Origin of the sequence: Streptomyces sp. LUP47B (assembly GCF_001746295.1) — a bacterium.
Taxonomy (GTDB): domain Bacteria; phylum Actinomycetota; class Actinomycetes; order Streptomycetales; family Streptomycetaceae; genus Streptomyces.
On the sequence record NZ_MJAH01000024.1, the window covers coordinates 113,860 to 136,261 of the forward strand.

23 protein-coding genes are annotated in these 22,402 nt (G+C 69.9%); 12 read left to right on the top strand and 11 right to left on the bottom strand.

What is annotated here, in order from left to right; genetic code table 11:
- The gene (locus BFN33_RS44550) at window positions 1–414 is read right to left on the bottom strand and encodes a VOC family protein (RefSeq protein ID WP_069765933.1); all 414 of its coding nucleotides are present in this window, start codon (window positions 412–414) and stop codon (window positions 1–3) included.
- Window positions 415–423: 9 nt separating this feature from the next.
- Window positions 424–819, bottom strand: a complete 396-nt coding sequence (locus tag BFN33_RS44555; RefSeq protein WP_069765934.1) for a helix-turn-helix transcriptional regulator — start codon at window positions 817–819, stop codon at window positions 424–426.
- Between the two features lie 103 nt (window positions 820–922).
- On the opposite strand from BFN33_RS44555, the gene BFN33_RS44560 reads away from it, so the two are divergent.
- The 5 genes from BFN33_RS44560 to BFN33_RS44580 all read left to right on the top strand — a co-directional run bounded on the left by BFN33_RS44560 (window position 923) and on the right by BFN33_RS44580 (window position 5,928).
- A complete protein-coding gene (locus tag BFN33_RS44560) occupies window positions 923–2,077 on the top strand; it encodes an inorganic phosphate transporter (RefSeq protein WP_069765935.1) in 1,155 nt (384 codons plus the stop codon).
- 20 nt (window positions 2,078–2,097) lie between these two features.
- The gene (locus BFN33_RS44565; protein ID WP_069765936.1) at window positions 2,098–2,334 is read left to right on the top strand and encodes a hypothetical protein; all 237 of its coding nucleotides are present in this window, start codon (window positions 2,098–2,100) and stop codon (window positions 2,332–2,334) included.
- A gap of 26 nt (window positions 2,335–2,360) precedes the next feature.
- Window positions 2,361–3,233, top strand: a complete 873-nt coding sequence (gene ppk2 / locus BFN33_RS44570) for a polyphosphate kinase 2 (RefSeq protein ID WP_069765937.1) — start codon at window positions 2,361–2,363, stop codon at window positions 3,231–3,233.
- A 149-nt stretch (window positions 3,234–3,382) separates the two neighbouring features.
- Window positions 3,383–5,128: a histidinol-phosphate aminotransferase family protein gene (locus BFN33_RS44575; RefSeq protein WP_069765938.1), complete on the top strand. Its 1,746-nt coding sequence runs from the start codon at window positions 3,383–3,385 to the stop codon at window positions 5,126–5,128.
- The gene (locus BFN33_RS44580) at window positions 5,125–5,928 is read left to right on the top strand and encodes a phosphatidate cytidylyltransferase (protein WP_176742625.1); all 804 of its coding nucleotides are present in this window, start codon (window positions 5,125–5,127) and stop codon (window positions 5,926–5,928) included. The genes BFN33_RS44575 and BFN33_RS44580 overlap by 4 nt, the downstream gene beginning before the upstream one ends.
- Before the next feature lie 71 nt (window positions 5,929–5,999).
- On the opposite strand, the gene sodN is transcribed toward BFN33_RS44580, so the two are convergent.
- On the bottom strand, window positions 6,000–6,395 hold the full coding sequence (gene sodN / locus BFN33_RS44585) for a superoxide dismutase, Ni (protein WP_069765939.1): 396 nt from the start codon (window positions 6,393–6,395) through the stop codon (window positions 6,000–6,002).
- A 145-nt stretch (window positions 6,396–6,540) separates the two neighbouring features.
- Here sodN and sodX point away from each other — a divergent pair, with 145 nt between their 5' ends.
- Window positions 6,541–6,978 carry a nickel-type superoxide dismutase maturation protease gene (sodX, locus tag BFN33_RS44590; protein WP_069765960.1) on the top strand — a complete coding sequence of 146 codons (438 nt, stop codon included), beginning with the start codon at window positions 6,541–6,543 and terminating at the stop codon, window positions 6,976–6,978.
- Here the strand turns inward: sodX and BFN33_RS44595 are convergent.
- Window positions 6,882–7,511, bottom strand: a complete 630-nt coding sequence (locus tag BFN33_RS44595) for an ABATE domain-containing protein (protein WP_069765940.1) — start codon at window positions 7,509–7,511, stop codon at window positions 6,882–6,884. The genes sodX and BFN33_RS44595 overlap by 97 nt on opposite strands.
- A 99-nt stretch (window positions 7,512–7,610) precedes the next feature.
- On the opposite strand from BFN33_RS44595, the gene BFN33_RS44600 reads away from it, so the two are divergent.
- Entirely contained in the window at window positions 7,611–8,369 is a 759-nt protein-coding gene (locus tag BFN33_RS44600; protein WP_069765941.1) for a trans-aconitate 2-methyltransferase, read from the top strand.
- Between the two features lie 71 nt (window positions 8,370–8,440).
- Here BFN33_RS44600 and BFN33_RS44605 read toward each other — a convergent pair whose 3' ends face one another.
- From BFN33_RS44605 to BFN33_RS44615, 3 genes are read right to left on the bottom strand one after another with little or no spacing between them, the layout of a single operon-like run.
- Window positions 8,441–9,241, bottom strand: coding sequence for an amino acid ABC transporter ATP-binding protein (locus tag BFN33_RS44605; protein ID WP_069765942.1), 801 nt, complete (start codon window positions 9,239–9,241; stop codon window positions 8,441–8,443).
- Window positions 9,238–10,167 carry an amino acid ABC transporter permease gene (locus BFN33_RS44610; protein ID WP_069765943.1) on the bottom strand — a complete coding sequence of 310 codons (930 nt, stop codon included), beginning with the start codon at window positions 10,165–10,167 and terminating at the stop codon, window positions 9,238–9,240. Before BFN33_RS44610 ends, BFN33_RS44605 begins: the two co-directional genes overlap by 4 nt.
- A gap of 32 nt (window positions 10,168–10,199) precedes the next feature.
- On the bottom strand, window positions 10,200–11,165 hold the full coding sequence (locus tag BFN33_RS44615) for an ABC transporter substrate-binding protein (RefSeq protein WP_069765944.1): 966 nt from the start codon (window positions 11,163–11,165) through the stop codon (window positions 10,200–10,202).
- Between the two features lie 646 nt (window positions 11,166–11,811).
- Between BFN33_RS44615 and BFN33_RS44620 the strand changes: the two genes are divergently transcribed.
- The 4 genes from BFN33_RS44620 (at window position 11,812) to BFN33_RS44635 (ending at window position 15,440) form a co-directional block, all read left to right on the top strand.
- Window positions 11,812–13,035 (top strand): NADP-dependent malic enzyme, encoded by a 1,224-nt coding sequence (locus BFN33_RS44620; RefSeq protein ID WP_069765945.1) that lies wholly within the window; start codon window positions 11,812–11,814, stop codon window positions 13,033–13,035.
- A 562-nt stretch (window positions 13,036–13,597) separates the two neighbouring features.
- Window positions 13,598–14,563, top strand: coding sequence for a zinc-binding dehydrogenase (locus BFN33_RS44625; RefSeq protein WP_069765946.1), 966 nt, complete (start codon window positions 13,598–13,600; stop codon window positions 14,561–14,563).
- Window positions 14,564–14,667: 104 nt separating this feature from the next.
- Window positions 14,668–14,877: an HTH domain-containing protein gene (locus BFN33_RS44630; RefSeq protein ID WP_007384656.1), complete on the top strand. Its 210-nt coding sequence runs from the start codon at window positions 14,668–14,670 to the stop codon at window positions 14,875–14,877.
- Complete coding sequence (locus BFN33_RS44635; protein WP_069765947.1) at window positions 14,877–15,440, top strand: Clp protease N-terminal domain-containing protein; 564 nt, start codon at window positions 14,877–14,879, stop codon at window positions 15,438–15,440. The genes BFN33_RS44630 and BFN33_RS44635 overlap by 1 nt, the downstream gene beginning before the upstream one ends.
- 44 nt (window positions 15,441–15,484) lie before the next feature.
- On the opposite strand, the gene BFN33_RS44640 is transcribed toward BFN33_RS44635, so the two are convergent.
- Window positions 15,485–16,561 carry a PadR family transcriptional regulator gene (locus tag BFN33_RS44640; RefSeq protein ID WP_069765948.1) on the bottom strand — a complete coding sequence of 359 codons (1,077 nt, stop codon included), beginning with the start codon at window positions 16,559–16,561 and terminating at the stop codon, window positions 15,485–15,487.
- Window position 16,562: 1 nt separating this feature from the next.
- Window positions 16,563–17,597, bottom strand: a complete 1,035-nt coding sequence (locus BFN33_RS44645; RefSeq protein ID WP_069765961.1) for a DUF4097 family beta strand repeat-containing protein — start codon at window positions 17,595–17,597, stop codon at window positions 16,563–16,565.
- A 147-nt stretch (window positions 17,598–17,744) separates the two neighbouring features.
- Here BFN33_RS44645 and BFN33_RS44650 point away from each other — a divergent pair, with 147 nt between their 5' ends.
- A complete protein-coding gene (locus BFN33_RS44650) occupies window positions 17,745–18,587 on the top strand; it encodes a hypothetical protein (RefSeq protein WP_069765962.1) in 843 nt (280 codons plus the stop codon).
- A gap of 74 nt (window positions 18,588–18,661) precedes the next feature.
- Here BFN33_RS44650 and BFN33_RS44655 read toward each other — a convergent pair whose 3' ends face one another.
- Complete coding sequence (locus BFN33_RS44655) at window positions 18,662–18,841, bottom strand: DUF6104 family protein (RefSeq protein ID WP_003992906.1); 180 nt, start codon at window positions 18,839–18,841, stop codon at window positions 18,662–18,664.
- An 87-nt stretch (window positions 18,842–18,928) separates the two neighbouring features.
- On the bottom strand, window positions 18,929–22,402 hold a 3,474-nt coding region (locus BFN33_RS44660), incomplete at its 5' end, for a multifunctional oxoglutarate decarboxylase/oxoglutarate dehydrogenase thiamine pyrophosphate-binding subunit/dihydrolipoyllysine-residue succinyltransferase subunit (RefSeq protein WP_079141349.1).

Here is a 22,402-nt window from a genome sequence, read left to right on the forward strand (position 1 = left end):
CTACTTCGGCGCTTCCATGAACCGCAGCATGTTCCCCGCCGGATCCCGGAAAGCGCAGTCCCGCACTCCGTACGGCATGTCGGTGGGCTCCTGGATCACCTCCGCTCCCGATTCCCGCACCCGGGCGAACAACGCGTCGCAGTCGGACGTGGTGAAGTTGACCCCCCGCAGCAGCCCCTTGGCCAGCAAGCGGGCCATGGCCTCCTTGTCCGCGGGGGAGGCGTCGGGATCGGCGGCGGGCGGCTCCAGGACGATGTCCACGTCCGGCTGGAGCGGCGAGCCGACCGTCACCCAGCGCATGTCCTCGTACCCGACGTCACCGCGCACCTCCATGCCCAGGACGTCCCGGTAGAACGCGATCGCCTTGTCGTGGTCGTCCACGGCGATGAAGCAGTTCTTGAGTCTGATGTCCATGGCTTCACGTTAGGCCCGTCGGGGCCGGGTGTGCCTGCGGACCACGCACGGCGGGATCCCCGCGATCTCCTCGTGGGAGCGGGCGCGGTACGCGCTCGGTGTCTCGCCCACCAGTTCCGTGAAGCGCGAGCTGAAGGACCCGAGGGACGTACACCCCACGGCCATGCACACCTCGGTGACGGACAGGTCCCCACGCCGCAGCAGCGCCTTCGCGCGCTCGATGCGCCGGGTCATGAGATAGCCGTACGGCGTCTCACCGAACTCGGCGCGGAAACTGCGCTGGAAGTGGCCCGGTGACATCAGCGCGGTGCTGGCGAGGGCGGTCACGTCGAGCGGCTCGGTGTACTCGCGGTCCATCCGGTCCCGCGCCTGCCGCAGCCGCACCAGGTCCTCGATGCTCACCATCACGCCAGCATCGCACGACGCACACGAGCTGGGCGCGTGGATCTGGAACGGGCTTTGCCTCGCGTTCGCCTGCCGTACGGAAGCGCTTGCTCCCATGAGAGGCATGGACCACATCACGTTCCTCGTGGCGGTCGTCATCGTCACGGCCCTGGCTTTCGACTTCACCAACGGATTCCATGACACGGCCAACGCGATGGCGACGTCCATCGCGACCGGCGCACTGAAACCCAGGACCGCGGTCCTGGTGAGCGGCATCCTGAACATCGTCGGCGCCTTTCTGTCGACCGAGGTCGCCAAGACGATCTCCGGCGGCATCGTGGACGACACCCTCGTCTCACCGGGGATGATCTTCGCGGGGCTGGTCGGAGCGATTCTGTGGAACCTGCTGACCTGGCTGGTCGGCCTGCCGTCGAGCTCGTCGCACGCCCTGTTCGGCGGACTCATCGGCGCGGTGTGGGTCGGGGCCGGCTCCCACGGCGTGCACTTCGACAAGGTGGTCGAGAAGATCCTGATCCCCGCGGTGGCCTCGCCGGTGGTGGCCGGTGTGGCGGCGCTGATCGCCACGTACTTCGCCTACAAGCTCACCGCCCGTGCCCGCAAGGACTCGGTGACCAAGGGTTTCCGGCTCGGTCAGATCGCCTCCGCGTCCCTCGTCTCCCTCGCGCACGGCACCAACGACGCCCAGAAGACCATGGGCGTCATCACGCTGACCCTCATCTCGGCGGGCGCGCTCGGCCATGACGCCGGTCCGCCGGTCTGGGTCATCGCCTCGGCCGGTCTCGCGATCGGTCTGGGCACCTACCTCGGCGGCTGGCGGATCATCCGCACCATGGGCAAGGGCCTCACCGAGATCCAGTCCCCGCAGGGCTTCGCCGCGGAGACCGCGTCCACGACGGTCATCCTGACCTCCGCCCACCTCGGTTTCGCGCTGTCGACCACCCAGGTCGCCTCGGGCAGCATCCTCGGCGCGGGCCTCGGCCGGAAGCTGGCGGAGGTCCGCTGGGGCATCGCCGGGCGCATGGTCGCGGCCTGGCTGATCACCCTGCCGGCGGCCGCGCTGGTCGGCGGCATATCGGCGAGCGCCGTGAAGCACGGCGGTAACTTCGGCACGGTCGTCGTCGCGCTGGTCGGTGCCGCCGTCGCCGCGGGCATCGTGCTGCTCTCGCGCCGCAACCCGGTCAGCGCGCACAACGTCAACGACGCCCACGAGGTCACCCTCCGCACCGAGCCGCCGGCCCGCGTCGGTACGGCCGCCTGACCCTCCCAGGAGTTCCTGTCATGAGCATCGACTGGTCCGCACTCGGCCAGGTCACCGCGGTGAGCGTCGGCGTCACCGTCGCCGTGGTCGTCGTCTTCGCCCTCGGGGTCCTGGGCCTCGCCCGCTTCGAGGGGACGAGGGAGGATGGCGGTGGTGGCACCTCCACACTCGGCATCGCCCAGGCCGGCCTGTGCTTCCTCGCCTGCGCGGCGGTGGTGGCGTACGGCATCTATCTGATCGTGCCGCAGTTCCACTGATCCACCGAGACGAGAGGGGAGCAACGATGACGCCCCTGCTGACCGATCTGAAGGTCGACTACACCGACCCCGACGACCCCGTCCTGATCCGCCCGGACGGCAGCGCGATCGACACCTGGCGAGAGAACTACCCCTACGCGCACCGCATGGAGCGCAAGGAGTACGACTGGCACAAGCGGCTCCAGCAGATAGAACTGCTGAAGCTGCAGAGCTGGATCAAGGAGACCGGGCGCCGGCTCGTCATCGTCTTCGAGGGGCGGGACGCGGCCGGCAAGGGCGGCACCATCAAGCGCTTCACGGAGCACCTGAACCCCCGTGGCGCGCGGGTGGTGGCGCTGGAGAAGCCCACCGAGCGCGAGCGCGGGCAGTGGTACTTCCAGCGATACGTCGAACATCTGCCGACCGCGGGCGAGATCGTGCTGTTCGACCGGTCCTGGTACAACCGGGCCGGGGTGGAGCGGGTCATGGACTTCTGCACGGACGACGAGTACCGGCGCTTCATGCGGCAGGCCCCGCTGTTCGAGCGGATGCTCGTCGACGACGGCGTGGACCTGCTGAAGTTCTGGTTCTCGGTCTCCCAGGGCGAGCAGCGCACCCGTTTCACCATCCGTCAGATCGACCCCGTACGGCAGTGGAAACTCAGCCCCATGGACCTCGCGTCCCTGGACCGCTGGGACGACTACACCGCCGCCAAGGTCGCCATGTTCCGTGAGACGGACACCCAGTTCGCGCCCTGGACGGTGGTCAAGAGCAACGACAAGAAGCGGGCCCGAGTCGAGGCCATGCGCAGCGTGCTGGCCCGCTTCGACTACACCGGCAAGGACGACGAGGTGGTCGGCACGCCGGACCCGAGGATCGTGGGCGCGGCAGCCGGACTGCTGGAGGCGGGCGAGGACTAGGAGGCGTGGCGAGAGCGGGCCGGGTGCCGGAGCACACAGGGGGCGACCGCGCCTGAGTACACGTACTCAGGCCGGTAGGGGTGCTCGGCCCTGGCGGGGGCGACGCGGGTTTTCCATGATGCAACCCACCCGCGTCGAAAGAGGTGCTCATGGTTCGTGACCTGCAGCTGCGCTCAGCCACTTCCGAGGATCTCGACTGGATCCACGAACTGCGTCACCGGGTCTACGCCCAGGAGTTGGGCCAGCACGCGCCGGATCCGTCCGAGCGGCTGCGCGACGGTCTCGACGGTGACAACGTCTACCTCGTCGCGGCGCGCGGAACGGCCCGCATCGGCTTCGTCAGTCTCACTCCGCCCTGGCTGGGGCGGTTCGGGCTGGACAAGTACCTGACCCGCGACGAACTTCCCGCGCTGTCCGGCCACGACGTGTTCGAGGTGCGCATCCTCACCGTCGAGCCGCGCTGGCGCGCCACCTCGGCGGCGCCCCTGCTGATGTACGCGGCGCTGCGCTGGATCGCCTCCCGGGGCGGCCGCCGGGTGGTGGCGATGGGGCGCACGGAAGTGCTCGACATGTACCGGGCCGTCGGTCTGCGCCCGGTCGGCCGTACCGTCCGCAGCGGGGCGGTGACGTTCGAGGTGCTGACCGGCGATGTGCCCGAGCTGACCAGGCGGGCCGGGGAGCGGCACGGCAGCGCCCTGGAGCGGTTGCGGTCCGTGGTGGACTGGCGGCTCGACATGCCGTTCGCGCCCCGGCCGGACGGCTGCGAACACGGCGGTGCCTCGTTCACCGCCATCGGCACGGACTTCCGCACCCTGCACAGGCGGCACGACATCGTCATGGCCGATGTGCTGGACGCCTGGTTCCCGCCGGCCCCCGGAGTGCGGGCGGCCCTCGTGGACGACCCGGACTGGTCCGCCCGTACCTCGCCGCCGTCCGGCGCCGAGGGTCTGTCGGCGGAGATCGCCGCGGCCCGGCGGCTGCCGCAGGACGCGCTGGCGGTGGGCGCCGGCTCGTCCGACCTGATCTTCCGGGCGTTCGGCCGCCGGCTGACCCCGCAGAGCCGGGTGCTGCTGACCGACCCGTGCTACGGCGAGTACGCCCACGTCACCGAGCGGGTGATCGGATGCCGGGTGGACCGGTTCCCGCTGCGCCGTGAGGACGGCTGGCGGATCGATCCGGACCGGCTGGCAGCGGCCGTCCGCTCCGGCCGCTACGACCTCGTGGTGGTGGTCAACCCGAACAATCCGACAGGGATGCACGCGCCGGCGGCCGGACTGCGCGCACTGATCGCGGCCGCGCCGGACCGCACCCACTGGTGGATCGACGAGGCGTACCTGGGCTACGTGGGTCTGGACGAGTCACTCGCCGGCCTCGCCGCGACGGACCCGCGGGTGACCGTCTGCACCTCGCTGTCGAAGATGTACGCGCTGTCCGGCATGCGGGCCGCGTACGCGGTGGCCGAACCGGCCACGGCGGCGGAACTGCGCCGCTGGACTCCGCCCTGGCCGGTCAGTCTGCCGGCCCAGCTGGCCGCCGTGGCGGCGCTGCGCGCTCCGGAGTACTACCTCGACCGCTGGCACGCCACGCACGCCCTGCGTCGGGGACTTGCGGCGGATCTGGCCGGGTCGGCGCCGGACGTGACGGTCGAGGAGTCGGTGGCCAACTTCCTCTCGGTCACTCTGCCGCCGGGCGGACCGAGTGCCGCGCAACTGGTGCACGAGTGCCGCCGCCACGGTGTGTATCTGCGCGACCTGTCGCCGTTGTCGCCGCGGTACGAGGGGCGCACCGTGCGCATCGCGGTCCGGGACACCGCCGAGAACGCGCGCATCGCGGCGGCGTGCCGGGCTGCCCTGGACGTGCTGCGGCCGACGCCCGCCACGGCAGCCGCTCGGTGATCACCGTGGCCTCGCTGGCGCCGTACCTCGGTGGGGCGCTGGCCCTGGGCGGTGTCGCGGTGGCGGTCTCCGGGCGCCGCGAACTGATGGTCCGGTGGTGCGCCTGGGCGGTCGGCGTGCCCCTGGTCACCGGGGCGTTCTGGTGGGGCGAGCCGGGTACCGCGGCCCTCGCCGTCGTGGTCGGGGTGATCGCGGTTCTGGAGTTCGGCGGGCTGATGCTGCTGGGCCCGGTGGACCGTGCGGTGCTGGCCGCGGCGGTGGCGGGCGTGGTGCTGACCACCTGGCTGGCGCCCGGAGAGGTGCTTCGGGCACTGGCGGTCGGGGCGCTCGCGCTGGCCGCGGTGCCGTTGGTGACCGGCGACGCCGACCAAGGGCTGCGACGGCTCGGCGCCGGACTGCTGGGGCTGGCGTGGCTGAGTGTCCTGGCCGCGCTGGTGCCGCTCGGGGCGAGCGCGCTGGCGTTGTTCGTGGCGGTCTCGGTCGCCGACATCACGGCGTACTTCGCCGGACGACGGCTGGGTGGGCCGCGGTTGTCGTTGCTGTCACCGGCCAAGCGGTGGAGCGGGACCCTGGCCGGGGCCGCGGCCGGGCTCGGCGTGCTCGCCGTGCTGTCCGCGCTGAGCCCACCGATGGCCGTCGCGGTGGCAGTCGGCGGACCGGCCGGGGACCTGCTGGAATCCATGATCAAGAGGGGCGCCCAGGTCAAGGACGCCGGCCACTGGCTGCCGGGCTCCGGCGGCCTGCTGGACCGGATCGACTCCCTGCTCGTCGCACTGGCCGTGCTGCTCGTGCTCAGCTGACGTCCTACGCGGAAGGGGCTCGGCCGGTATCAGCCGGCCGAGCCCCTTCCACACGTCTGCAGACCCGGGAGTCAGGCCTTCTTGGTCTCCCAGAAGATCTTGTCGATCTGGGCGATGTAGTCCAGAGCCTTCTGACCGGTGGCCGGGTCGGTCGACGCCTTGGCGGCCGAGAGGGCCTTGAGGGTGTCGTTGACCAGCTGGTGCAGCTCCGGGTACTTCTCGAAGTGCGGGGGCTTGAAGTAGTCGCTCCAGAGCACGGAAACGTGGTGCTTCGCGAGCTCGGCGCGCTGCTCCTTGATGACCGTGGCACGCGTCTGGAAGTGCGGGTCGTCGTTGGCGGCCATCTTCTCCTGCACGGCCTTCACCGACTCCGCCTCGATGCGGGCCTGGGCCGGGTCGTACACACCGCAGGGCAGGTCGCAGTGTGCGCTGACCTTGACCTTGGGGGCAAACAGGCGGGAAAGCATGGAGCATTCCTTCCTCGTGATCGTCTTCTCAGGTGCGACATTACTCCCTGGGAGAGGCGAATTCGCGGGTGCCCCCATGGGCTTAGGACAAAAGTCCGGGGTCAAACTGAGACTGGTGGATGAACGTACCGGGGAGGTGCCGGGGATGCCGGAGCTGTCGCAGGAGACCGAGCGGGAGAGGTCATTGCTGCCCTTTGTCGGGGTGGCCGAGGTGACCGGGCCGTCGATGGTGCCCACGCTCCAGCACGGTGACCAGCTCGTCGTGCACTGGGGGGCCAGGGTCGGCCCCGGTGACATCGTGGTGCTGCGGCATCCGTTCCAGCAGGACCTGCTCGTCGTCAAGCGGGCCGTCGAGCGGCGCGAGGGCGGTTGGTGGGTGCTCGGGGACAACGCGTTCGCGGGCGGCGACAGCACGGACTACGGCGTCGTCCCGGAGGAACTCGTGCTGGGCAAGGCCCGGCTGCGTTACCGGCCGCTCAAGCCGGGTCAGCGCTCGCCGCTGGCCGCCGCGCGCTGGGCGCTGTCCGCCGTGCGGCCCGTCTTCCCCGACCGGTCGGCCTCCAGGCGTTTGCGGGCCCGGTAGGCGGCCACGTTGGCGCGGGTGGCGCAGCGGTCGGAGCAGTAGCGCCGGGAGCGGTTCGTCGAGGTGTCGAGGTAGGCGTTGCGGCAGGGCGCGGCCTCGCACAGGCCCAGGCGGTCCACGCCGTACTCGGTGAGGTGGAACGCCAGGCCCATCGCCGCGATCGCCGCGTACCCGGCGGTGGCGTTGGACGGGTGGTCCGCCAGGTGCATGTGCCACAGCGGGCGGCCGTCGTCGTCGCGGAAGTCGTGCCCGGAGATCTGCGGGCTCACCGGGAACTCCAGCAGGAGCGAGTTCAGCAGGTCCACCGCGAGCGTCTCGTCGCCGTTGTCCGCCGCTTCGAAGACCGACCGCAGCCGGGCCCGGACCGAACGGAAGCGGGTGACGTCGGCGTCGGTGGCGCGGCGGGCGCCCGTGCCGTAGCCGCCGAACAGGTCGCGGACGGCCTCCACCGAGGTCAGGGTGTCCTTGCCGCGGGCCGGGTCCTCGCTGTTGACCAGACGTACGGCGTAGTCCGAGTAATAGGCCAGTTCCACTTGTAGTCCTTACGGAGGCGTTCTATCGTCGTGGCACGGTCGGGTAACAGCTGATCGTGCTTCCAGGGTATTACGACAGTGAGCGGACAGGGGGCTCCCATGACGACTGGTGTCGGCACCGACTGGCAGGCCTGGCAGGAGAGCTGGGACCGGCAGCAGGAGTGGTACATGCCGGACCGCGAGGAGCGGTTCCGGGTGATGCTCGACATGGTCGAGGCCCTCGTCGGGCCCCGGCCGCGCGTGCTCGACCTCGCGTGCGGTACGGGAACCATCACGGCCAGGCTGCTCGCCCGGTTCCCCGAGGCCACCAGCACCGGCGTGGACCTCGACCCGGCGCTGCTCACCATCGCCGAGGGCACGTTCGCGGACGACGAGCGGGTCACCCTCGTGACGGCCGACCTCAAGGACCCCGACTGGCCCGCGAAGCTGCCGTACGACACGTACGACGCCGTCCTGACCGCCACGGCCCTGCACTGGCTGCACAGCGAACCCCTCGCGGCTCTCTACGGCCGGATCGCGGAACTCGTCCGAGACGGCGGTGTCTTCATGAACGCCGACCACATGATCGACGAGACCACGCCCCGGATCAACGCGGCCGAACGCGCGCAGCGTCACGCGCAGATGGATCGGGCCAAGCGGGACGGCGCCCTCGACTGGGCCGCATGGTGGCAGGTCGCCGCCGAGGACCCCGTCCTTGCCGGGCCTACGGCGCGCCGCTTCGAGATCTACGGCGAGCACGCCGACGGGGACATGCCGTCCGCCGCCTGGCACGCACGCGTGCTGCGCGAGAAGGGCTTCGGAGAGGCCCGGCCGGTGTGGTGCTCGCCTTCGGACACGCTGCTGCTGGCGCTGAAGTAGAGCTCGACGGCAGAGCGCATGAGCAAGGGGCGGTACGAGATCCTCGTACCGCCCCTTGCTCGGTCGTACCGTCAGAGCACCTTCGAGAGGAACGACTGCGTCCGCTCGTGCTGTGGGTTCGTCAGGACATCGCGCGGGTGGCCGGACTCGACCACCACGCCGTCGTCCATGAAGACCAGGCTGTCGCCGACCTCGCGGGCGAAGCCCATTTCGTGGGTGACGACGATCATCGTCATGCCGTCCGCCGCGAGGTCGCGCATCACGTCGAGGACCTCGCCGACCAGCTCGGGGTCGAGCGCCGAGGTCGGCTCGTCGAAGAGCATCAGCTTCGGCTCCATCGCCAGCGCCCGCGCGATGGCGACGCGCTGCTGCTGACCGCCGGAGAGCCGGGAGGGGTAGTGGTCCTTGTGTTCGGCGAGGCCCACCCGGTCGAGGAGCCGCTCCGCCCGCTCCCGGGCGACGGCCTTGGACTCGCCCTTGACCTGGACGGGCGCCTCCACGATGTTCTCCAGCGCCGTCATGTGGGGGAAGAGGTTGAAGCGCTGGAACACCATGCCGATGTCCCGCCGCTGGGCGGCCACTTCCTTTTCCTTCAGCTCGTAGAGCTTGTCGCCGCTCTGCCGGTAGCCGACCAGCCTGCCGTCGACGGACAGCCGCCCGGCGCTGATCTTCTCCAGGTGGTTGATGCACCGCAGGAAGGTGGACTTGCCGGAGCCGGACGGGCCGATCAGGCAGAACACCTCGCGCGGGTTCACCTCCAGGTCGATGCCCTTGAGGATGTGCGCGAGCCCGAAGGACTTGTGCACGCCCTCGGCCTTGACCATGGGATGGTCGCCGGCGCTCGGGACGCTGTCCTTGATGAGATTGCTCATCGGGTCACCTCCGGACGGCGGAACGAACCGAACAGATGGAGGTTCTTCCGCAGGCGCTGCAGCGGGGTCAGCGGCAGGGTGCGCATCGAGCCGCGGGCGTAACGGCGCTCCAGGTAGTACTGGCCGACGCTGAAGACGCTGGTCAGGATCAGGTACCAGATCGACGCCACGAAGTACATCTCGACGACCGCGAGCGTGGTGCTGGAGACGTCCTGTGCCCGTTTGATCAGTTCGTTGAACTGGACCGCGTAGGCGAGCGACGAGGTCTTCAGCATGTTGATGTACTCGTTGCCGGTCGGCGGCACGATCACGCGCATGGCCTGGGGGAGGACCACCCGCCGGAGCGTCTTGCCCTGGGTCATGCCCAGCGCGTGCGAGGCCTCCGTCTGCCCCTCGTCGACCGACTGGATGCCGGCCCGGACGATCTCGGACATGTATGCGGCCTCGTTCAGGCCGAGACCGAGCAGGGCCGCCAGGAACGGCGTCATCACGTCGTTCATCTCGTCCTTGTAGAACCCCAGGTTGAGGACGGGGAAGACGAGGGCGATGTTGTACCAGAGGAGGAGCTGCACCAGGACCGGGGTGCCGCGGAAGAACCAGATGTAGAGCCAGGACACCGTGCTGGTGACCGGGTTCGACGACATCCGCATCACCGCGAGGATGACGCCCAGGACGAGTCCCACCACCATGGCGAGCACCGAGATGTACAGCGTGTGCCAGACGCCGGACAGGATCAGGTCGTCCGTGAGGTAGTCCGGGATGATGTTGTAGTTGATCTTCGCGTTGGAGAACGCGATCCCGATCAGCACGATGACGGCGATGACCGCCGCAGCGGCCACCCAGCGGCCGTAGTGGCGCACCGGGATGGCCTTGATCTGCTCCGGCGGCACTGACGGCGTCGGAGCCTTGTCGACAATGTCGGTCACAGTGACTGCCCTTCAGTGGTGCGTCAGGCAGGTCAGGAGCCGCCGTTGATCTTGGCTTCTGTCACCGCGCCGTCCGTGACGTTCCACTTCTCCATGATCTTGGTGTACTCGCCGTTCTTGATGATCGCGTTCATGGCCGCCTGGAGGGCGTCACGCAGCTGGGTGTTCTCCTTGCTGACGCCGATGCCGTACGGGCCGGCCTCGATCTGCTCGCCGACGACCTCGAAGTCGTTGCCGCCGCCCGAGGTCTTCGCGTTGTACGCCGCGACCGGGAAGTCGTTGAGGTCGGCGACGGACGCGCCCTGCTTGAGGCGGAGCAGCGCCTCGGGGTCGGTGTCGAAGGTCTGCAGCGAGATGGCCTTCTTGCCGTCCTTCGTGCACTTCTTGCTCTGCTTCTGGGCGATGCCCTCGGAGGTGGTGCCCTGCTGCAGTGCCACGGTCTTGCCGCACAGGTCGTCCAGGGACTTGATGCCCTTGGGGTTGCCCTTCTGGACCAGGATCGAGGTGCCGGCGGTGAAGTAGTCGACGAAGTCGATGCCGTTGCCGACCTTCTTGCCGGAGTCCGAGTCGATGCCGCTCTGGCGGTCCTTCGTGTCGTTCATCGCCGACATGATCACGTTGAAGCGGTTGGACTGCAGACCCACGATGAGCTGCGCGAACTTGCCGTTCTGGAAGTCGAACTTCACGCCCAGCTGCTTGCCGAGGGCATCCGCGACGTCAGGGTCGATGCCGACGGCCTTGCCGCTCTGCATGAACTCGACCGGCGGGTACGCGATGTCGGAGCCCACCTTGATGACGCCCGCCTTGCGGATGTCGGCGGGGAGCTTGGAGGCAAGGGGTGCGGAGGACGCGGACGAGTCCGACGTGCTGCTGTCGCTGCTTTTGTCCGTCTGGTCACCGCAACCGGTGAGAATCAGCGCGCCTGCGACCGCGATCGCACCGACCGCTGCTAGCCGGGAGTGCGCGGCGGTCGTACGACGGGTGGAGCTTGCGGTCATGGTGGGTTCCTCCGGCGGATGGGTCGAGTTGCCGATGGGGCAGGCAGCCGCCGATGGGTTCGACGGGTGCCGTGGGTCGACGAGAGCACACGCCTTCGAGTGTCGCGACCTCGTGTGATGACGGCATCTTGCCATTCGGACACAGCCATTCAGGGCACACGCCATGTCAAAATCGGATAACGGGTGACCCCCGAACCGTACGAGGTCGGCACGTCATGACCGCCTCATCTGCGGAAATCTGCTGGAATCCGTCCTTCCGGCCGGAAGGTCTCCGGCGCGAATCGCGGCGCGGGTGATCGGGACGGGGCGGGCCCGGGGTCGGTTGAGCGGCTGTCGGGTGATCGTCAAGGGGCTGCCGAGGGTTTGTCCGGATGGCCCTCCATGATTCATGTCACCGGCCTCCGATGATCGATGATCGATTTACGTTCCGGCATGTGACCTTGGACGTATTGGACTCGTCCTCGACGCCGGTCGTCCGGTAAGAAGGTTCTTTACACCCCTCATCCGGGGCTCAGGGCGCGTGTGCGGCGCGCCCGTCGTGTACCGGCCCGTACGCATCAGTCACCAGGGCCGTACGCGGTGCCCGCCCACTTCTCAACCAGGAGTGGCCACCCTCAAACCATGCAGACCTAAGGGGTAAGACAAAGTGGCAGCGGAGATCGTCAATCCTCGCAGCGACAGCGATACGGGACAGGACGGAGGGGCGGAGCCCCTCGATTCCATCGACCCCGCGTTCGCGCTGCACCGCGGCGGCAAAATGGCTGTGCAGGCCACCGTGCCGGTCCGTGACAAGGACGACCTGTCCCTCGCGTACACGCCCGGCGTGGCGAAGGTGTGCAGCGCCATCGCCGAGCAGCCGGACCTCGTCCACGACTACACGTGGAAGTCGTCGGTCGTCGCCGTCGTGACGGACGGTACGGCCGTGCTGGGGCTCGGTGACATCGGGCCCGAGGCCTCCCTCCCGGTCATGGAGGGCAAGGCGATCCTGTTCAAGCAGTTCGGCGGCGTGGACGCGGTTCCGCTGGCGCTGGCCTGCACGGACGTCGACGAGATCATCGAGACGGTGGTCCGTCTCGCGCCGTCCTTCGGTGGCGTGAACCTCGAGGACATCTCGGCTCCTCGGTGCTTCGAGATCGAGCGGCGGCTCCAGGAGCGGCTCGACATTCCCGTGTTCCACGACGACCAGCACGGGACCGCGGTCGTGACGCTGGCCGCCCTGCGGAACGCGGCCCGGCTGAGCGGGCGGTCGATCGGGGATCTTCGTGCGGTGATCTCCGGTGCGGGCGCGGCGGGCGTGGCCATCGCCAAGATGCTCGTCGAGGCGGGCATCGGGGATGTCGCCGTCGCCGACCGCAAGGGTGTCGTGTCCGCCGACCGGGACGACCTCACGTCCGTGAAGCGGGAGGTGGCCGGGTTCACGAACAAGGCGGGGCTGTCGGGGTCGCTGGAGGGCGCGCTCGCGGGTGCGGACGTCTTCATCGGCGTGTCCGGCGGTACGGTCGCGGAGTCGGCCGTCGCCTCCATGGCGGAGGGCGCCTTCGTGTTCGCGATGGCCAACCCGGACCCCGAGGTGCACCCGGATGTCGCGCACAAGTACGCGGCCGTCGTGGCCACCGGGCGGTCCGACTTCCCGAACCAGATCAACAACGTGCTGGCGTTTCCGGGGATCTTCGCGGGGGCGCTGCAGGTGCGGGCCTCGCGGATCACGGAGGGCATGAAGATCGCGGCGGCCGAGGCGCTGGCCGCGGTGGTCGGGGACGATCTGGCGGCGGACTACGTGATTCCGTCCCCGTTCGACGAGCGGGTGGCTCCGGCGGTCACGGCGGCGGTTGCCGCGGCGGCTCGGGCTGAGGGTGTTGCTCGCCGCTGAGCCTTTTCGGGTGTGAGGTGGCCTCGTCCGGGTGTGGTTTCCGGGCGGGGCCGTTTCTTTGCCTTCGGGTGGGGCTGATCGGGTGGCTGTGGGTTGGGTGGGGGAGGGCGTTTTGCGCAGTTCCCCGCGCCCCTGGGTGCCTGCGGCGGCCTGTTTCGGCTTCGGTGGGGGCTGGTGTAGCGCGTGGGGTTCGGTGGGTGGGTCGGGGCCGGGGTGGGGGGTGTCCGTCCTCGGTCCGGCGGCTCGGTCCCTTGAGCAGGTCTCGGTAACGGACGCCGGCCGCTGCGGGCGGACACCCCCCACCCCGGCCCCTTCGCGCCGTACGCGGCCAACGGCCCGTCCTGGCGCACGGTACGGCGAACGGTTCGTCGTGGCGCGTGAGGTGCGGATCGGCCCGTCGTGGCGCAGGGGACTGAAGCTCCCCAGGGGCGCGGGGAACTGCGCGACCAGCCGCCACCGGCCCGCACTCGTTCGACAACCCCCTGCCCCCAAACCGCAACAGGGCGTGTGTCACAACGCGACCCGGTTCCCCGCGCAGCCCCCGTTGCCTATCGTCAAGGTCATGTTCGCTGTCTACGCCGCCCGAATCGACCGCGACAACCCGCTCTCGGGACTGGAGTCGGGGGAGCGCCCGGCCCCCGAAGCTCGCCCGGGTTGGAGCGTCGTCGACGTCAAGGCCGCTTCCCTCAATCACCATGACCTCTGGTCCCTGCGCGGCGTAGGCCTCGCGGAGGACAAGCTGCCGATGATCCTCGGCTGTGACGCCGCCGGTGTCGACGAGGACGGCAACGAGGTCGTCCTGCACTCCGTCATCGGGCAGAGCGGGCACGGCATCGGCCCCAAGGAACCCCGTTCCATCCTCACCGAGCGCTATCAGGGGACGTTCGCCGAACAGGTTGCCGTGCCGACCTGGAACGTCCTGCCCAAGCCGAAGGAGCTGTCCTTCGCGGAGGCCGCCTGTCTGCCCACGGCCTGGCTGACGGCGTATCGGATGCTGTTCACGAATGCCGGGGTGCGGCCCGGGGACTCCGTGCTGGTGCAGGGCGCGGGCGGTGGCGTCGCCACGGCCGCGATCGTGCTGGGGAAGGCCGCGGGGCTGCGGGTCTTCGCCACCAGCCGGGACGAGGCCAAGCGCAAGCGTGCGGTGGAGCTCGGGGCCGTGGAGGCGCTGGAGTCGGGCGCGCGGCTGCCGCAGCGGGTGGACGCCGTCATCGAGACGGTGGGCGCGGCCACCTGGTCGCATTCGGTGAAGTCGCTCAAGCCGGGCGGCACGGTGGTCATCTCCGGCGCCACGAGCGGCGACCGCCCCTCGCACGCCGAACTGACCCGGATCTTCTTCCTGGAGCTCAAGGTCGTCGGTTCGACCATGGGGACCAAGGACGAGCTGGAGGACCTGCTCGCGTTCTGCGCGGCGACGGGTGTGCGGCCCGTGATCGACGAGGTGCTGCCTATGGACCGTGCGCGTGAGGGCTTCCAACGGGTGGAGTCCGGTGAGCAGTTCGGCAAGATCGTGCTCACGAACAGCTGATCTCTTCTTTCTCTTCGCGTCGGCGGCCGGTCCGGTTTCGGATCGGCCGCCGACGTTTGTCAATTGTGGTTGACAGGTGTCTGGCGTCAACGTAGGTTGACAATATGACCGAAGCAACGGATCTCGCCGAGCGCGCCGGCGATCGCGATCCCCGCGTGGGGCTGCGTGCCGTCGCCGCGCTGCGCAGGCTGCTGGAGCAGCTGGAGTCGGTGCAGGTGCGCAGTGCGCGCAATCAGGGCTGGTCGTGGCAGGAGATCGCCGCGGAACTCGGAGTGAGCAGGCAGGCCGTGCACAAGAAGTACGGGAGGCATTGATGTTCGAGCGGTTCACGAAGGACGCCCGGACGGTGGTCATGGGCGCGGTCGAGCATGCCGAGGGGGCCGGGGCGGGCTCGGTGGAGACCGAGCATCTGCTGCTCGCCCTGCTGGAGCGGGAGGGCAGTCGTGCTTCGTTCGCCCTGGCCGCTCTCGGGCTCGCCGAGCGTGGGGACGCCGTACGGGAGGCGCTGGGTGAAGCCCGGCGGCGGGCCGGGCTGTCCCAGGCGGACGCCGAGGCGCTGGCCGGGCTCGGCATCGACGTCTCGGAGATCGTCGCCCGGGTCGAGGAGGTGCACGGGGTCGGGGCGATGTCCGGAGATCGGAAGGACAAGGGGTGGTTGTCCGGGCGGCGCTCGTTCGGGCGGGGCGCCAAGGAGATCCTGGAGAAGGCGCTCCGTATCGCCGTGGCCCGGCGGGACCGCCATATCGGCGACGAGCACATCCTGCTGGCCCTGACCGTCCGGCCGGGGGTGCCGGGGGAGGTTCTCGCCGATCACGGGGTGACCTACGAGTCGGTCGTGCGTGTCCTCTACGGCGAGGGAGAGGCGAAGGCCGGCTGAGCCCCGCGGGGCGCCGACGTCCAGGACGGCGGCGCCCGGCCGGCTCACGCCTTCGGCGCTCGCAGCAGTGCTCCTATGTGGGCCGCCGCCGTCGACAGATGGCGGCGGGCGTCCCGGACCTGGTCGGCGGTGATGCCGTGGTCGCGGGCCGCGTCGCGGATGTCGTCGCGGAAGCGGTCGAGCAGGCGGTCCAGATCGCGGGCCGGGTTGCCGGTGGAGTCCTCGTGGGCCCAGGACGGTTCGTACTCGGCGGGGAAGTCCTCCGGGGTGGGCGAGTACTGGGGGGCGGGTGGCGTCCCCTCGGCCTTCTCGGACCTCGCGCCGCCCCGGCCGAAGCCGAAGTCCTTCCCGAACTCCTTGCCGTAGTCCTTCCCGAACTCGCCGAACTCCTTGGCCAGTTCGGTCAGCCCCTCGCGCACCCCCGTCGGCCAGTCGCCGCGCGCGAAGTGGTCCTGCACCTGCTCCTGGACGCGCTTGGCGATGCGCTGTACCTCCTCCTGCGCCTGCTCCCGGGCCCGGTCCTGGGCCTCCTTGGCCTGACGGCGGGCCCGCTGGGCCTCCTCGCGGGCACGGCGGCTCTCGTCCTTGGCGCGCCGGGCCTGTTCCTTCCACTCCTGCTTGACGCGGCGCATCTCCTCCTTGGCGGTGCGCCACGCCTCCTTGTCGGCGTACTCCGTGAAGTCCCCGAAGGGGCCCTCGTGTTCGCCGGTGCCTTCCTTGGTGCCATCGCCCCGGCGGGCCTGGGTCGCGGCAGCCCGCATCTCGCGCCGCAGATCACCCGCCGCGCCGCGCACATCGGCCCGGATCTCGGCGGCGAGCTCGGCGACCGAGTCGCGGATCTCCAGCTCCAGGTCGGCCAGTTCACCGCTGCGGTCGGCCAGCTCGGCGCGGCCCGCGTCCGTGATGGCGTACACCTTGCGGCCGCCCTCGGTGGTGTGGGTGACCAGGCCCTCCGCCTCTAGCTTGGCCAGACGGGGGTAGACGGTGCCGGCCGAGGGGGCGTAGAGGCCCTGGAAACGCTCCTCCAGGAGCCGGATCACCTCGTAGCCGTGGCGCGGGGCCTCGTCCAGCAGCTTCAACAGGTAGAGACGGAGTCGGCCGTGGGCGAAGACGGGAGGCATGTCAGAGCACCTTCTTGTCGGTCGTGCCGTCGGCCGGGGCGCGGGTCGGGTCGTCCGTCGGGTCGTCCGTGGGGTCGTGGTCGTCCGTGGGGTGGTCGGCCTGGCCGGAAAGGGAATTGTCCCCCGAGGCGCCGCCCCCGCCATCCACCGGGTCGGTGGCGGCGGCCGGTCCGGTGGACGTGTCGGCGTCCTTCACGAAGGGATCCGTCTCCCACGGCTCCTCCTCGTCCTCCCGGGGTGGGCGGCGCAGAAGGGCGATGGAGCCGGAGACGGTGGTCGCTCGCAGCTTGCCGGTGCCGGCGCCGAGACGGCCCGTGACCTTGTGGGCGCCCCACTGGCCGTGCACGCGCAGGCCGTCGAAGGCGTTGGAGATCGTCCCGCTCGCGGTGTTGGCCTCCACCTCCGCGTCCGCCGGCTGGGGGAGCCGGATGGCGATCTCACCCGAGACACTGGTCAGCCGGACCTCGGTGGGGCCCTCCGGATCGAGGTCCACGATCATCGAGCCGCTGACCGAGTCGGCCCGCACCGAGGGCCCGGAGCCTTCCACGACGGTGAGATCCCCGGAGACCGAGTTGAAGCGCAGGTCACCGGTGACGGCCTGGGCCTCCAGGTTCCCGGAGACGGTGTCGGCGCGGACGGGGCCGGAGAGGCGGACGAGGGTCGTGTCGCCGTTGACCCCCTTCACCACCGACGGACCGCGCACCCCCGACACGACGGCCGCGGCACTGACCACACCCACCTCGACCCGGGTGTCGGCCGGCACGGCCAGCGAGACCACCGCGCTGCGCCGCCAGCCCTTGCGGTCGAGCCACTTGAGGAAGCCCTTCCAGGGCAGGTCCTCGTAGGCCACCGTGAGGGTCCCGCCCTCCTGGGTGACGACCAGGGGCGGTCCCTCGATCTGGGACACCTCCAGGCGCGCGGAACCTTCTTCCGTGCCCACCACGTTCACCGTTCCGTTGACGATGCGCACGTGAAGTTCGCGTACGGGCTCGTCGAAGGTGAGTTTCCTGGGCTCCGTGACGGACCACTCGGACATGGTGCAGACCTCCCCGTAGCAACGCGCCATATCGCGTCTCCTGCAATTCACGATATATCGTGGGGTTCGAAAGTCAAGACACTCTTTCCGGGGACGCCCCAGGCCTCAGATATGACCAACCACCGCAAATCGCCCTAGCGTGTGACCATGTCGACGGAAGCCACCTCCCGTACCGGTCGCCCCGGTCCCGCCCCCGGCGCCCTGCTGCTCTGCCGGGCCGAGCCGGATTCCGTCGCCCCCGCCGCCCGGCTGCTGCGGGACCGCATGCTGCTCACGCGCGCGGGCGAAGGCTGGAGCGTCCTCGTGCCGGAAGGCGGGCCGTGGCTGCACGGTGAGGAGCCGGTCGACCGCGTCATGACGGGTTGGGCCACCGCCCTGGCCGTCGGCGCTCCCTGGCCCGTTCTCGCCCTGTGGTGGGATGCCGACCGCGGCGGCTACACCCTCGGGTCCGGCTTCCGCCGCCCCGTGGGCTACGTCTGGCTCGCCAACGGCACGCCGGCGGGCGAGGACGAGGCCATGCGCACCTTCGCGGCCCGCCTGGGCCTCGACCCGGTCCTGGACGTCCAGTCCCTCGACCACCTCACGAAACCGGACCCGGCCGCCGACGCCGGCGCCCGCCTGCGCGGCCTGCTCGCGGTCCTCACGCGCGTGGGCCTGGACCTCCCCGCAGGCCTGGCTCCCGGCGCACCGGCCGACCGCCTGTGCGAGGTGGCCCGGGACCGGCCGGACGCCCGCCCGATCGAGTGGGAGGGTTGGCAGACGGTCCGCGGCGAACTCGAAGTGGTCGCGGGCCGCCGCCTCACCCCCTGGCTCCCCTGGTCCGGCGACCCGAAGGCCCGCACCCTGGCCCTGGCCCAGATGGCGGCAGGCCTCCCGCTGGCCGCCTGGGGCCTGCGCCACCGCAGCGGCGGCTGGCTCACCGCGGGAGCCCTGCTGCTGGCCCACGGGGCGCTCGGGCTGTCGTACGACCTGACGCACCCCCGCGACTGACCCCACGGCCGGTCGCACCGGAACGCGAAGCGGGGCACCTCAGGGGCGCCCCGCGGTGGAGAAGCCGTACGGCCTTATTCGTCGTCCTCGTCGTCCAGCCGGGCCAGCCAGGTGGCCAGCCGCTCCACCGGCACCTCGAAGTCGGGATTGAGGTCGACGAACGTCCGCAGCTGCTCGGCGAGCCACTCGAAGGTGACCTCCTCCTCACCGCGCCGCTTCTCCAGTTCCTCGATGCCACGGTCCGTGAAGTACATGGCTCAAGGATAAGTGTGCCGAAACGGCCGGGCCGCACCCCTCTCGAAGAGGGATGCGGCCCGGTCACGTACTGCCCGCGAGAGCGGTTACGCGTCGAACACCTCACGCACGAGCTGCTCCTGCTCCGCCTGGTGCCGCTTGGCGGAACCGACGGCCGGGGACGAGCCGTGCGGGCGGGAGATCCGCCGCAGCCGCTCGCCGTGCGGGATGTCCGCGCCGACCGCCAGGTCCAGGTGGTCGATCAGGTTGAGGGCGATGAAGGGCCACGCGCCCTGGTTCGCCGGTTCCTCCTGGGCCCACAGGTACTTCTCGGCGTTCGGGTACTTGGCGATCTCCGCCTGGAGCTCGGCACCCGGAAGGGGGTACAGGCGCTCGACGCGGATGATCGCCGTGTCCGTGACACCGCGCTTCTGACGCTCGGCGTCGAGGTCGTAGTAGACCTTGCCGGCGCAGAAGACGACCTTCTTGACCGCGGCCGCGTCCACCGACGTGTCGCCGATGACCGGGCGGAACTGACCCGACGTGAACTCCTCCGTCTTCGACGCGGCGGCCTTGAGGCGCAGCATCGACTTCGGGGTGAAGACCACCAGCGGCTTGTGGTGCGGGTTGTGCACCTGCCACCGCAGGAGGTGGAAGTAGTTCGACGGGAGGGTCGGCATCGCGACCGTCATGTTGTTCTGGGCGCAGAGCTGGAGGAAGCGCTCCACGCGCGCGGACGAGTGGTCCGGGCCCTGGCCCTCGTAGCCGTGGGGGAGGAGCAGCGTCACACCGCTCGTCTGGCCCCACTTCTGCTCCGCCGCCGAGATGTACTCGTCGACGATCGTCTGCGCGCCGTTGACGAAGTCACCGAACTGCGCCTCCCACAGCACGAGCGCGTCGGGGCGGGCCAGCGAGTAGCCGTACTCGAAGCCCATGACCGCGTACTCGGACAGGAGGGAGTTGTAGACGTTGTAGCGGGCCTGGTCCTCGTTGAGGTACTGGAGCGGGGTGTACTCCTCGCCCGTCTCCCGGTCGATCAGGACCGCGTGGCGCTGACCGAAGGTGCCGCGCTGGGAGTCCTGGCCGGACAGCCGGACCGGGGTGCCCTCCAGGAGCAGGGAGCCGACGGCCAGCGTCTCGCCCATGCCCCAGTCGATCGTGCCGTCCTCGACCATCGACGCCCGGCGCTGCAGCTGCGGCAGCAGACGCGGGTGGACGTGGAAGGTGTCGGGGATGTTGACCTGGGACTCGGCGATCCGCTTCACGGTCTCCGAGGAGATCGCGGTGTTCACGGCGACCGGGAACTCGGCCTGCGGGTCGGAGACGGGTCCGGCGGCCGGCTGGGCCGTGACGGCCTCGCGGACCTCGGTGAAGACCTTCTCCAGCTGGCCCTGGTAGTCCTGCAGCGCCTGCTCGGCCTCTTCCAGGGTGATGTCGCCGCGACCGATCAGGGACTCGGTGTACAGCTTGCGCACCGAGCGCTTCTTGTCGATCAGGTCGTACATCAGCGGCTGGGTGAAGGCCGGGTTGTCCGACTCGTTGTGACCGCGGCGGCGGTAGCAGATGAGGTCGATCACCACGTCCTTGTTGAACGCCTGGCGGAACTCGAAGGCCAGCCGGGCCACCCGGACCACGGCCTCCGGGTCGTCGCCGTTCACGTGGAAGATCGGGGCCTCGATCATCCTCGCCACGTCCGTCGCGTACATCGACGAGCGGGAGGACTCCGGGGCGGCCGTGAAGCCGACCTGGTTGTTGATGACGATGTGGACCGTGCCGCCGGTGCGGTAACCCCGCAGCTGCGACATGTTCAGGGTCTCGGCCACCACGCCCTGGCCCGCGAAGGCCGCGTCGCCGTGCAGGGCGACCGGCAGGACCGTGAAGTCCGTGCCGCCCTTGTTGATGATGTCCTGCTTGGCGCGGGTGATGCCCTCGATGACCGGGTCGACCGTCTCCAGGTGGGAGGGGTTCGCGGCCAGCGAGACCTTGATCTGCTCGCCGTCCAGGCCCGTGAAGGTGCCCTCGGCGCCCAGGTGGTACTTCACGTCGCCGGAGCCGTGCATCGACTTCGGGTCGAGGTTGCCCTCGAACTCGCGGAAGATCTGCGCGTACGACTTGCCGACGATGTTCGCCAGGACGTTCAGCCGGCCGCGGTGGGCCATGCCGATGACGACCTCGTCCAGGCGGGACTCGGCGGCCGAGTCCAGCACAGCGTCGAGCAGCGGGATGACGGACTCGCCGCCCTCAAGGGAGAAGCGCTTCTGGCCGACGTACTTCGTCTGCAGGAAGGTCTCGAAGGCCTCCGCCGCGTTCAGCCGGCGCAGGATGCGCAGCTGCTCCTCGCGCTCCGGCTTGGTGTGCGAGCGCTCGATGCGGTCCTGGATCCACCTGCGCTGCTTCGGGTCCTGGATGTGCATGAACTCGACGCCGGTGGTGCGGCAGTACGAGTCGCGCAGCACACCGAGGATGTCGCGCAGCTTCATCAGGGACTTGCCGGCGAAGCCGCCGACCGCGAACTCCCGCTCCAGGTCCCACAGGGTGAGGCCGTGCTCGGTGATGTCCAGGTCGGGGTGCTTGCGCTGGCGGTACTCCAGCGGGTCGGTGTCGGCCATGACGTGGCCGCGGACCCGGTAGGAGTGGATCAGCTCGAAGACGCGGGCGGCCTTGGTGACGTCGTCGTCGTGCGAGGCGTCGATGTCCTTGAGCCAGCGGACCGGCTCGTAGGGGATGCGCAGCGCCTCGAAGATCTCGTCGAAGAAGTTGTTCTCGCCGAGCAGGAGGTTCGCGACGATCCGCAGGAACTCGCCGGAGGCGGCGCCCTGGATGACCCGGTGGTCGTAGGTCGACGTGAGCGTCATGACCTTCGAGATGCCGAGCTTGTTCAGGGTGTCCTGGGAGGTGCCCTGGAACTCCGCCGGGTAGTCCATGGAGCCGACGCCCATGATGACCGACTGGCCGGGCATCAGACGCGGCACGGAGTGGACCGTGCCGAGGCCGCCCGGGTTCGTCAGGGAGACCGTCACACCCGAGAAGTCGTCCATCGTCAGCTTGCCGTCACGGGCGCGGCGGACGATGTCCTCGTATGCCTGCCAGAACTCGAAGAAGTTCAGCGTCTCGGCCTTCTTGATGCCCGCGACGACCAACTGGCGGTCGCCGTTGGGCTTCACCAGGTCGATGGCGAGGCCGAAGTTGACGTGCGGCGGCTTGACGAGGGTGGGCTTCCCGTCCTTCTCCGCGTAGTGCCAGTTCATCGACGGCATGGCCTTGATGGCCTGCACCATCGCGTAGCCGATCAGGTGCGTGAAGGAGATCTTCCCGCCCCGGGCGCGCTTCAGATGGTTGTTGATGACGATGCGGTTGTCGAAGAGCAGCTTCACCGGGACCGCGCGCACGGACGTGGCCGTGGGCAGCTCCAGGGAGGCGTTCATGTTCTTCGCGACCGCGGCGGCGGGACCGCGCAGGGTCACCATCTCCGGGCCCTCCGCGGAGGAACCCGCGGCGGCGGCGGGCTTCGCGGCGGCAGCGGGCTTCGCGGCGGCCGGCTTGGCGGCCGGAGCGGCCTGAGCCGGAGCGGCGGCCGGAGC

Bases quoted from the DNA above. Each gene is read 5' to 3' on its own strand.
- BFN33_RS44625 (WP_069765946.1), top strand. From the start codon at position 13,598: ATGTTCGCTGTCTACGCCGCCCGAATCGACCGCGACAACCCGCTCTCG.
- ppk2 (WP_069765937.1), top strand. From the start codon at position 2,361: ATGACGCCCCTGCTGACCGATCTGAAGGTCGACTACACCGACCCCGAC.
- BFN33_RS44650 (WP_069765962.1), top strand. From the start codon at position 17,745: ATGTCGACGGAAGCCACCTCCCGTACCGGTCGCCCCGGTCCCGCCCCC.
- BFN33_RS44615 (WP_069765944.1), bottom strand. From the start codon at position 11,165: ATGACCGCAAGCTCCACCCGTCGTACGACCGCCGCGCACTCCCGGCTA.
- BFN33_RS44560 (WP_069765935.1), top strand. From the start codon at position 923: ATGGACCACATCACGTTCCTCGTGGCGGTCGTCATCGTCACGGCCCTG.
- BFN33_RS44640 (WP_069765948.1), bottom strand. From the start codon at position 16,561: ATGCCTCCCGTCTTCGCCCACGGCCGACTCCGTCTCTACCTGTTGAAG.
- sodX (WP_069765960.1), top strand. From the start codon at position 6,541: ATGCCGGAGCTGTCGCAGGAGACCGAGCGGGAGAGGTCATTGCTGCCC.
- BFN33_RS44630 (WP_007384656.1), top strand. From the start codon at position 14,668: ATGACCGAAGCAACGGATCTCGCCGAGCGCGCCGGCGATCGCGATCCC.
- BFN33_RS44600 (WP_069765941.1), top strand. From the start codon at position 7,611: ATGACGACTGGTGTCGGCACCGACTGGCAGGCCTGGCAGGAGAGCTGG.
- BFN33_RS44550 (WP_069765933.1), bottom strand. From the start codon at position 414: ATGGACATCAGACTCAAGAACTGCTTCATCGCCGTGGACGACCACGAC.
- sodN (WP_069765939.1), bottom strand. From the start codon at position 6,395: ATGCTTTCCCGCCTGTTTGCCCCCAAGGTCAAGGTCAGCGCACACTGC.
- BFN33_RS44655 (WP_003992906.1), bottom strand. From the start codon at position 18,841: ATGTACTTCACGGACCGTGGCATCGAGGAACTGGAGAAGCGGCGCGGT.
- BFN33_RS44555 (WP_069765934.1), bottom strand. From the start codon at position 819: ATGGTGAGCATCGAGGACCTGGTGCGGCTGCGGCAGGCGCGGGACCGG.
- BFN33_RS44605 (WP_069765942.1), bottom strand. From the start codon at position 9,241: ATGAGCAATCTCATCAAGGACAGCGTCCCGAGCGCCGGCGACCATCCC.
- BFN33_RS44565 (WP_069765936.1), top strand. From the start codon at position 2,098: ATGAGCATCGACTGGTCCGCACTCGGCCAGGTCACCGCGGTGAGCGTC.
- BFN33_RS44645 (WP_069765961.1), bottom strand. From the start codon at position 17,597: ATGTCCGAGTGGTCCGTCACGGAGCCCAGGAAACTCACCTTCGACGAG.
- BFN33_RS44635 (WP_069765947.1), top strand. From the start codon at position 14,877: ATGTTCGAGCGGTTCACGAAGGACGCCCGGACGGTGGTCATGGGCGCG.
- BFN33_RS44575 (WP_069765938.1), top strand. From the start codon at position 3,383: ATGGTTCGTGACCTGCAGCTGCGCTCAGCCACTTCCGAGGATCTCGAC.